This is a genomic window from Zobellella denitrificans (assembly GCF_002237365.1).
Lineage (GTDB): Bacteria > Pseudomonadota > Gammaproteobacteria > Enterobacterales > Aeromonadaceae > Oceanimonas > Oceanimonas denitrificans.
The window spans coordinates 1-9,211 of sequence record NZ_NMUO01000121.1 but is presented as its reverse complement, the minus strand read 5'-3'; the positions used below and the strand labels follow the sequence as shown (position 1 = coordinate 9,211).

Here is a 9,211-nt window from a genome sequence, read left to right as displayed (position 1 = left end):
ATTAACCTCAGTGCAACTGGTATCTGACTGCGTCAGTAGAGTATCGACTTATACATGTTGCCGATGCTCTGATTGGTGTGTCTTTTCGCAGTCTTCGCGCTGATCGCGGTGGCGCCACCTCTTGATTCGTCGGCGGCGACGGTTGTGTATAAGAGCCGAAGCCCAGGCTGAGGAAGAAGCCCGCCTGGCCGCCGAAGCGGCGGCGCGCGCCGAGGAAGAAGCCCGCCAGGCGGTGGAAGAAGAAGCCCGGCTGGCGGCCGAGGAGGAAGCGGCAGAGCAGGCCCGGCTGGCCGAAGAGGCTGCCCGGGTCGAGGCCGAAGCGGCCAAGGCGCCCAAACAGGGCTTCTTTGCCCGCCTCAGGCAGGGCCTGCTCAAGACCCGGCAGAACCTGGGTTCCGGCTTCTTCGGTCTGTTCCGCGGCAAGAAGATCGACGACGAGCTGTTCGAGGAGCTGGAAACCCAGCTGCTCACCGCCGATTTGGGGGTGGAAACCACCATGTCGATCATCGACAACCTGACCCGTCAGGCCAGCCGTCGCCAGTTGAAGGACGGCGAGGCGCTGTACGAGCTGCTGAAGGAAGAAATGGGCGAGATCCTGGCCAAGGTGGACAAGCCGCTTGAGATCGACGGCGGGCACCAGCCCTTCGTCATCCTGATGGTGGGCGTCAACGGCGTGGGCAAAACCACCACCATCGGCAAGCTGGCGCGCCAGTTCCAGGCCGAGGGCAAGTCGGTGATGCTGGCCGCCGGCGATACCTTCCGCGCCGCGGCGGTGGAGCAGCTGCAGGTGTGGGGCGAGCGCAACCGGATACCGGTGATCGCCCAGCACACCGGCGCCGACGCGGCCTCGGTGATCTTCGACGCGGTGCAGGCGGCCAAGGCGCGCAAGATAGACGTGCTGATCGCCGACACCGCCGGTCGCCTGCAGAACAAGGCGCACCTGATGGAGGAGCTGAAGAAAATCGTGCGGGTGATGCAGAAGGTGGACGCCGCCGCGCCGCACGAGATCATGCTGACCCTGGACGCCGGCACCGGCCAGAACGCCCTCAGCCAGGCCAAGATCTTCAACGAGGCCGTGCCCATTACCGGCATCACCCTGAGCAAGCTGGACGGCACCGCCAAGGGCGGGGTCATCTTCGCGGTGGCCGACAAGTTCGGCATTCCCATCCGCTATATCGGGGTGGGCGAGAAAATCGACGATCTGCGCCCCTTCAACTCGAAGGAATTTATCGACGCTCTCTTTAGCCGGGAAGAATAAATGATCCGCTTCGAGCAGGTTAGCAAGGTATATAGCGGGGGCTTTCAGGCCCTGCAGAAGGTCAGCTTTCACCTGCAAAAGGGTGAGATGGCGTACCTGACCGGCCACTCCGGGGCCGGCAAGAGTACCCTGCTCAAGCTGATCAGCGTGATGGAAAGGCCCACCGACGGCCGGGTGTTCTTCAACGGCCAGGACGTGAGCCGCATCCGCCGCGGCGACATCCCCTATGTGCGCCGGCGCATCGGCATGATTTTTCAGGATCACCACCTGATCAACGGCCGCACCGTGTTCGACAACGTGGCCCTGCCGCTGGTGATCGAGGGCTACAGCCATCAGGACATCCGCCGGCGGGTGTCGGCGGCCCTGGACAAGGTCGGTCTGCACGGCAAGGATCGCTACTTTCCGCCCATGCTCTCCGGTGGCGAGCAACAGCGGGTGGGCATCGCCCGGGCCATCGTCAACAAGCCCTCGCTGCTGCTGGCGGACGAGCCCACCGGCAACCTGGATCCGGAGCTGTCGATGGAAATACTGCGCCTGTTCGAGGCCTTCAACCGGGTGGGGGTGAGCGTGCTGATCGCCACCCACGACACCGGCCTGATCAATGCCCTGCGCTACCGCACCCTGACCCTCAATGCCGGCCGTATGCAGGTGGAGGAGCCCGCATGAGCAAGCAAGGACACAAAGTGGTCTGGCACCGGCGCCTGGCCATGTACTGGGTGGATCATCTGCGTCAGCTGTTCGCCAGCCTGGGCGAGCTGTGGCGCACTCCCCTGAGTTCATTGATGACCATAGCGGTGCTGGGGGTCAGCCTGGCGCTGCCGGCCAGCTTCTATGTGTTGCTGAAGAACGCCGAATCGGTCAGCCGGGCCTGGCAGAGCCAGGCCCAGATCAGCCTCTATCTGCAGCAGGGGGTGACCGAGGCTCAGCTGACCGACTTGCAGCAGCGCTTGTCCCAGCTGGAGGAGATCGACAGGGTCACCTATATCAGCCCCGAACAGGGACTGGCCGACTTCAGCGGCGCCGCCGGCTTCGCCGAGGCGCTGTCATTGCTCGAAGACAACCCGCTGCCGGCGGTGTTTATCCTCAACCTGTCCGAGAGCGGACGAGCCCCGGATGCGGCCGAGCTGCTGCTGGCCGACATGCATGCCGAACCGGCGGTGGCCTCGGCCCGGCTGGACATGGCCTGGCTGGCCCGGCTGTCGGGCATCGTGGATCTGCTGCGCCAGGCGGTGGTGGGCATGGCGGTGCTGCTGCTGGCCGGGGTGCTGCTGGTGGTGAGCAACACCCTGCGGCTCAACATCCTCAACTGCCGCCACGAGATCCAGGTGATGAAGCTGGTGGGCGCCACCGACGGTTTTATCCAGCGGCCCTTCCTGTATGTCGGCCTGTGGTACGGCATTATCGGCGGTTTGCTGGCCTGGTGGCTGACCCTGGTGATGGTGTTCTGGCTCAGTCACAAGGTCAGCGCCCTGGCGGCGCTCTACCAGAGCGATTTTCACCTGCTGGGCCTGGGCGTGCAGGAAAGCCTGTGGCTGCTGCTTACGGCGACCCTGCTCAGCCTGCTGGCCTCGGGCTTTTCGGTGCGCCGCCATATCAGGGCCATCGAGCCGGGTTGAACTTTTGTCCCCGATTGCGGTCTCATTTGCGCAGCGAGGGGCGATCCGGCTTGACATTTGGTATAAGATAAATAAATTTTCCGCAGCCCGGTGGGTACGGAACCAGACAATCAAGGTCATTGCAGGGTGCGAACCGCAGCCGTTTGATACGGAGTCATGTAATGAACACGAGTTTGATGACGACAGATTTTCAGCGCCACTTTGCCCTGGTCCCCCAGGGCAGCCTGGAGGCCTATATCCAGGCGGTAAACACCATTCCCGTGCTCAGCGCGGAAGAAGAAAAATCCCTGGCCGAACGGCTGCAGAACGACGGCGATCTGAGCGCAGCCCGGCAGTTGATCATGTCTCATCTGCGCTTCGTGGTGCACATCGCCAAGAGCTATTCCGGTTACGGCCTGCCCCAGGCCGACCTGATCCAGGAAGGCAACATCGGCCTGATGAAGGCGGTGAAGCGCTTCGATCCTACCGTGGGCGTGCGGCTGGTGTCCTTCGCCGTGCACTGGATCAAGGCCGAGATCCACGAATACGTGCTGCGTAACTGGCGGGTAGTCAAGGTGGCCACCACCAAGGCCCAGCGCAAGCTGTTCTTCAACCTGCGCAAGTCCAAAAAGCGGCTGGGCTGGTTCAACCAGCAGGAAGTGGACACCGTCGCCCAGGATCTGGGGGTGTCCCCCGCCGAGGTGCTGGAGATGGAATCCCGCATGAGCGCCCAGGATCAGGCCTTCGACCTGGCCTCGGACGATGACGACAAGGATTCCAGCTTTGCACCGGTACACTACCTGGAGGACAAGAGTTCCGACGTGGCCTGGCAGGTGGAAGAGGCCAACTGGGAGCAGACCGCCAACCGCCGCCTGCGCGCCGCCCTGGACAGCCTGGACGAACGCAGCCGCCGCATCATCCAGGCCCGCTGGCTGGAGGAAGACGACAAGACCACGTTGCAGAGCCTGGCCGACGAGTACGGGGTCTCCGCCGAGCGTATCCGCCAACTGGAAAAAACCGCCTTGAAGAAACTCAAGGCCGCCATGGATGCCTGAGCGACAAGAAATCAGTGATCAAAGGCCCCGGACGGGGCCTTTTTTCCGTACGCATATCAACCATTGGAAAGCAGGATAGCCCCCATGAAAATTCTGAAGCATCTGTTCGACAACAACCGGGAATGGGCCGAAAAGATCAAGGCCGAGGATCCCACCTTCTTCGAGCAGTTGTCCTTGCAGCAGGCGCCCGAATACCTGTGGATCGGCTGCTCCGACAGCCGGGTGCCCGCCAACCAGCTGACCGGCCTGCTGCCCGGCGACGTGTTCGTGCACCGTAATGTGGCCAACCTGGTGGTGCATACGGACTTCAACTGCCTGTCGGTGGTACAATACGCCGTCGAAGCGCTCAAGGTGAAACACATCATCGTCTGCGGCCACTACGGCTGCGGCGGCGTTCTGGCCGCCATGCAGAACAAGGAACTGGGGCTCATCGACAACTGGCTGCGCAATATCAAGGACATCTACTACAAACACCAGGAAGCGCTGGAAGCGATAGAAGACCAGCAGGTGCGGGAAGACTACATGTGCGAGCTGAACGTGGTGGAGCAGGTGGCCAACCTGTGCCACACCACCATAGTGCAGAACGCCTGGAAGCGCGGCCAGCCGCTGTCGGTGCACGGCTGGGTGTACGGCATTAAGGATGGCAAGCTGCACGATCTGGACGTATGCGTGACCGGGGTGGAGCAGATCCCCGACGTCTACCGCATCTTCCGCCAGCGGATACTGGGTAAATAGCGACTATCTGAATTATTTAGGAAAACTCCATGAGACGTGAATTGGCCATTGAATTTTCCCGGGTGACCGAAGCGGCCGCCCTGGCGGGCTACAAGTGGTTGGGCCGGGGCGACAAGAACATCGCCGATGCGGCCGCGGTGGCGGCCATGCGTCATGTGCTGAACGAAATTGAGATCAGCGGCGAGGTGGTGATCGGCGAGGGCGAGATTGACGAGGCGCCCATGCTCTATATCGGCGAGCAGGTCGGCCTGGGCGGCGACGAGGTGGATATCGCGGTGGACCCCATCGAGGGCACCCGCATGACCGCCATGGGCCAGTCCAACGCCCTGGCGGTGATGGCGGTGGGCGAGAAGGGCGCCTTCCTGCGCGCCCCCGACATGTATATGGAAAAGCTGATCGTCGGCGCCGGCGCCAAGGGCGCCATCGATCTGGACAAATCCCTCGAGCAGAACATCAAGGCGGTGGCGAAAGCCCTCAACAAGCCCCTGTCCCGCGTTACCGTGATCACCCTGGCCAAGCCGCGCCACGACAAGGCGATCAAGACCATGCAGGGCCTGGGCGTGCGGGTGTTCGCCATTCCCGACGGCGACGTGGCCGCGTCCATCCTGGCCTGCATTCCGGAAAGCGAGGTGGACATGCTCTACGGCGTGGGCGGGGCGCCCGAGGGGGTGATTTCCGCTGCCGTGGTGCGCGCCCTGGACGGCGACATGCAGGCCCGGCTGGTGCCGCGCTATGAAGTGAAGGGTCCGAGCGAAGAGAGCCTGGAGCTGGGCCGGCAGGAGATCGAGCGCTGCAAGCAGATGGGCATCGAGGTCGGCAAGATATTGAAGCTGGAAGAGATGGCCCGCACCGACAACGTCATCTTCGCCGCCACCGGCATCACCAAGGGCGACCTGCTGGAAGGCATCAGCAGCGACGGCCATTACGCCCACACCGAAACCCTGGTGATCCGCGGCAAGTCCCGCACCATCCGCCGTATCCGCTCGACCCATATCCTGTCGCGCAAGGACAAGAGGCTGCAGGAAATCATCCTGTAATTTGCCGGCGGTTGGCGGCGGAACAGGGGGATGCTTCGGCATCCCTTTCTATTTAGTGCGCCGCTCTCCGCGCCAGGCCTGTGTCTCAGCTTCCCTGGCCGCCCTTGGTCAGCGCCACCGGATCCAGCAGCTTGCGTAGCTGCTCCTCCGTCAGGCCGCTGTGCTCCAGCGCCACCTCCAGTATGGGCCTGCCCTCGGCATAGGCCTTTTTCGCGATCTCGGCGGCTTTGGCGTAGCCGATCACCGGGTTGAGGGCGGTCACCAGTATGGGGTTCCTGGCCAGGCTCTGGTCGATATGGGCCTGGTTGACGGTAAAGCCGGCGATGGTATCGGCCAGCAGCGGGGTGCTGTTGGCCAGCAGCCGGGTCATGGTGAGCAGGTTGTTGGCCACCAGCGGCAGCATGACGTTGAGCTGGAAGTTGCCGGACTGGCCGGCCACCGTGATGGCGCAGTCCAGCCCGATCACCTGGGCCGCGACCATGGCCACCGCCTCGGGGATCACCGGGTTGACCTTGCCGGGCATGATGGAGGAGCCGGGTTGCAGCGCCGGCAGCTGGATCTCGGCCAGGCCGGTGAGCGGGCCCGAGTTCATCCAGCGCAGGTCGTTGGCGATTTTCATCAGCGCCACCGCCAGGGTCTTGAGCTGGCCGGACAGCTCCACCGCCGTGTCCTGGCTGCTCAGGCTGTAGAAGTAGTCGTCCGCCGGACAGAAGTCGAGGCCGGTGTGGCGGTTGAGGTAGTCGCAGGCCAGTTCGGCCTGGCGCGGATCGGCGTTGATGCCGGTGCCGATGGCGGTGCCGCCCAGGGCCAGCTGCTGCAGCCGGCTCTGCAGCCCTTCCAGCCGCTCCCGGCCATGGCGCACCTGGGTGGCCCAGCCGCCCAGCTCCTGGTCGAAGCGCAGGGGCATGGCGTCCATCAGGTGGGTGCGGCCGGTCTTGACCAGGCCGCCGAGCTGCTCGGCCTTGGTGAGAATGGCCTGCTCCAGCCGGTGCAGGGCGGGCAGCAGCTCGCGGCTGAGGGCGAGGGCGGCGCTGACGTGGATGGCGGAGGGGATGACGTCGTTGGAGCTTTGCCCCATGTTGACGTCGTCGTTGGCACCCACGGGACGGCCCAGGCTGGCGGTGGCCAGGTGGGCCAGTACCTCGTTCAGGTTCATGTTGGTGCTGGTGCCGGAGCCGGTCTGGTAGACGTCGATGGGAAAGGCGTCGGCATGGCGGCCGGCGATGACCTCTTCGGCGGCCTTGATGATGGCGTCGGCCTTGTCCTGCTCCAGCCGCTTGAGTTCACCGTTGGCGTGGGCGCAGGCGGCCTTGATCTTGGCCAGGGCCCGGATAAAGGCGCCGGGCAGGTGCTGGCCGGAAATGGGGAAGTTGTTGATGGCGCGTTGGGTCTGGGCGCCGTAGAGGGCATCGGCGGGCACCTGGATGTCGCCCATGGAGTCCCGTTCGGTTCTCATCTTCATTACCCTTTCCTTCTGTTGTTGGCCTGGGGCTGCGAAAACAAGGTGCTGCTATTCTTTGATTTCCCTTTGGGCTGGGGAGTTTCCTTTTTCGGTCTGGCTGAAGTGGGACAGGTGCCTCCCCCGGTTTGTTGGCAACGCCGTCTGTTATCATCTTATCCGTCGGCCAAAGGGCCAACGCCGTCGACACGCTTCAAGCACATCCCTGTGACGCTCGGCACATGCCTTCCTGGCATGTGACGGTCGACGGAGCCGTTCCCTTTGTCCGCCTGTTTTGCTCGGGAGTCGCCTGCTCAATATTGGCTGACGGCTTTTTGGCAGCATGTCCCAGCCTTTATTCATACAGACAACAGCTTAGCACCGCCTCCCGGGGCCGGAAGCCCTGGCCCTGCAAAAAGGCGGCAAGGCCCTCCCGCTCCCCGTCCGGCGCCTGGGCCGGATCGCAGTCGAGCCGGGTCAGGCCCGCCGCCTTCGCCTCCTGTTTTACCTGGCGCAGCAGCTCCTGGCCTATGCCCCGGCGGCGGGTCAGGTCGCGCACCGCGATAAACTCGAGAGTGTCTTCCCGGCGCCAGGCCAGGGCCACCGCCCGGTCGTTGAAGGTGGCGAGGTAGAGCATCGCCTGGTCGGGCGGTGTCCGGCCCTGCAGGATCAGCTCGGCGTGGTGGCGGTGTTGTTCGGGCAGTCGGGAGAGGCAATGTACAGTCAGGCGCATAGTCTTGTCCTTGGCCATAAAAACGGAAGTTTACCACGACCCGCGGGCTCGGGATCGACAAGGCGGCCCCGCCATTGCATCATGAAGTCCGGCATCCCGCGCAGGAGAGGTTCCAGTCCGCCATGAGTGCAGACACCACAGCGATAAACCGGCACATGACCCATTTCGACCGGCACCACAGCTTCTGGCTGTTCGGCTACGGCTCCCTTATCTGGAAGGCGGATTTTCCCTTTTTGGAGCGGCGCCCGGCCTGGATCCGCGGCTGGTCCCGCCGCTTCTGGCAGGGCTCTCACGATCACCGGGGCACGCCCGAGGCGCCCGGGCGGGTGGTGACCCTGGTACGGGAGCCGGGCGCGCGCTGCCATGGCATGGCCTACCGCATCCGGCCCGACACCCTGAGCGCCCTGGATCTGCGCGAGAAGAACGGCTACCTGCGGGAGAAGGTCGAGCTGCACCTGGACGGGGGCGGTGTGGAGGAGGGGCTCATCTACCTGGCCACCGCCGACAACGCCGCCTTCCTGGGCGAGGCGCCGCTCGCGGTGATGGCCGACCAGATCGCCAGGGCCAGCGGGCCGAGCGGCAGCAACCGGGACTACCTGCTCAACCTGGCCCGGGCCCTGGCGGAGCAGGGGGTGGCCGATCCCCATATCGACGCGCTGGCGGCGGCGCTGCCCGAATTGGCCTGAACCGGCGCCGGGAACGGGTTATACTGCCGGCCCAAGTGGCGAGGTGTTGTATGGAATGTCGAAGCGGTTGCGGTGCCTGTTGCATCGCCCCCAGTATCAGTGGGCCCATACCGGGCATGCCGAAGGGCAAGGCCGCCGGCGAGGCCTGTATCCATCTGCTGGGAGACAGGCGCTGCGGCCTGTTCGGCAAGCCGGAGCGGCCGCCGGTGTGCGATCGCTTCCAGGCCGCCGAGGACGTGTGCGGCACCAGCCGCGAGCAGGCGCTCTGGCTGCTGACCGAGCTGGAATCAGCGACGCGCTAGCCAGGGCTGAGGGTCGATGGCCTGGCCCTGGTAACGGATCTCGAAATAGAGCCCGGGCTGGCTCTGGCCGCCGCTTTCACCACTGAGGGCGATGGCCTGGCCGGCACTGACCTTGTCGCCCGGGCCCTTGAGCAGGGACTGGTTGTGGCCATAGAGGCTCAGGTAGCCCTTGCCGTGATCGATCACCATCACCATGCCGAAACCGTTGAGCCAGTCGGCGTACACCACCTGGCCGTTGGCCACCGCCTTCACTTCCTGTCCCGGCCGGCCGCCGATCAGCAGCCCCTTCCAGGTCAACTCGCCGGTGCGACGCGTGCCGAAGCGGTGCAGCAACTGGCCCTGCAGGGGCCAGGGCAGGCTGCCCCTGGCCCC

Annotated in this window: 10 protein-coding genes and 1 pseudogene; 8 read left to right on the top strand and 3 right to left on the bottom strand. The window is 64.5% G+C overall.

Going from position 1 to position 9,211, the window contains the following annotated elements:
* Positions 1-148: 148 nt before the first annotated feature.
* The 6 genes and pseudogenes from ftsY to glpX all read left to right on the top strand — a co-directional run.
* A pseudogene (ftsY, locus tag CGX12_RS17765) lies at positions 149-1,258 on the top strand (signal recognition particle-docking protein FtsY); the annotation flags it as partial.
* The gene (ftsE, locus tag CGX12_RS17760; RefSeq protein ID WP_094041166.1) at positions 1,259-1,924 is read left to right on the top strand and encodes a cell division ATP-binding protein FtsE; all 666 of its coding nucleotides are present in this window, start codon (positions 1,259-1,261) and stop codon (positions 1,922-1,924) included.
* Entirely contained in the window at positions 1,921-2,874 is a 954-nt protein-coding gene (gene ftsX / locus CGX12_RS17755) for a permease-like cell division protein FtsX (protein ID WP_094041165.1), read from the top strand. Before ftsE ends, ftsX begins: the two co-directional genes overlap by 4 nt.
* A gap of 176 nt (positions 2,875-3,050) precedes the next feature.
* Complete coding sequence (gene rpoH / locus CGX12_RS17750; RefSeq protein ID WP_094041164.1) at positions 3,051-3,908, top strand: RNA polymerase sigma factor RpoH; 858 nt, start codon at positions 3,051-3,053, stop codon at positions 3,906-3,908.
* 84 nt (positions 3,909-3,992) lie between these two features.
* On the top strand, positions 3,993-4,643 hold the full coding sequence (gene can, locus CGX12_RS17745) for a carbonate dehydratase (RefSeq protein ID WP_094041163.1): 651 nt from the start codon (positions 3,993-3,995) through the stop codon (positions 4,641-4,643).
* 29 nt (positions 4,644-4,672) lie between these two features.
* The gene (gene glpX / locus CGX12_RS17740) at positions 4,673-5,680 is read left to right on the top strand and encodes a class II fructose-bisphosphatase (RefSeq protein WP_094041162.1); all 1,008 of its coding nucleotides are present in this window, start codon (positions 4,673-4,675) and stop codon (positions 5,678-5,680) included.
* An 85-nt stretch (positions 5,681-5,765) separates the two neighbouring features.
* Here the strand turns inward: glpX and CGX12_RS17735 are convergent, their stop codons facing one another.
* A complete protein-coding gene (locus tag CGX12_RS17735; protein ID WP_094041161.1) occupies positions 5,766-7,142 on the bottom strand; it encodes a class II fumarate hydratase in 1,377 nt (458 codons plus the stop codon).
* Positions 7,143-7,473: 331 nt separating this feature from the next.
* On the bottom strand, positions 7,474-7,851 hold the full coding sequence (locus CGX12_RS17730; protein ID WP_094041160.1) for an acetyl-CoA sensor PanZ family protein: 378 nt from the start codon (positions 7,849-7,851) through the stop codon (positions 7,474-7,476).
* Between the two features lie 122 nt (positions 7,852-7,973).
* Here CGX12_RS17730 and CGX12_RS17725 point away from each other — a divergent pair, with 122 nt between their 5' ends.
* Positions 7,974-8,537, top strand: coding sequence for a gamma-glutamylcyclotransferase (locus CGX12_RS17725; RefSeq protein ID WP_094041159.1), 564 nt, complete (start codon positions 7,974-7,976; stop codon positions 8,535-8,537).
* Positions 8,538-8,587: 50 nt separating this feature from the next.
* Positions 8,588-8,839 carry a YkgJ family cysteine cluster protein gene (locus CGX12_RS17720; protein ID WP_094041158.1) on the top strand — a complete coding sequence of 84 codons (252 nt, stop codon included), beginning with the start codon at positions 8,588-8,590 and terminating at the stop codon, positions 8,837-8,839.
* Here the strand turns inward: CGX12_RS17720 and CGX12_RS17715 are convergent.
* Positions 8,825-9,211: murein hydrolase activator EnvC family protein (locus CGX12_RS17715; RefSeq protein WP_176442109.1), on the bottom strand; the 387-nt coding region annotated here is incomplete at its 5' end. The genes CGX12_RS17720 and CGX12_RS17715 overlap by 15 nt on opposite strands.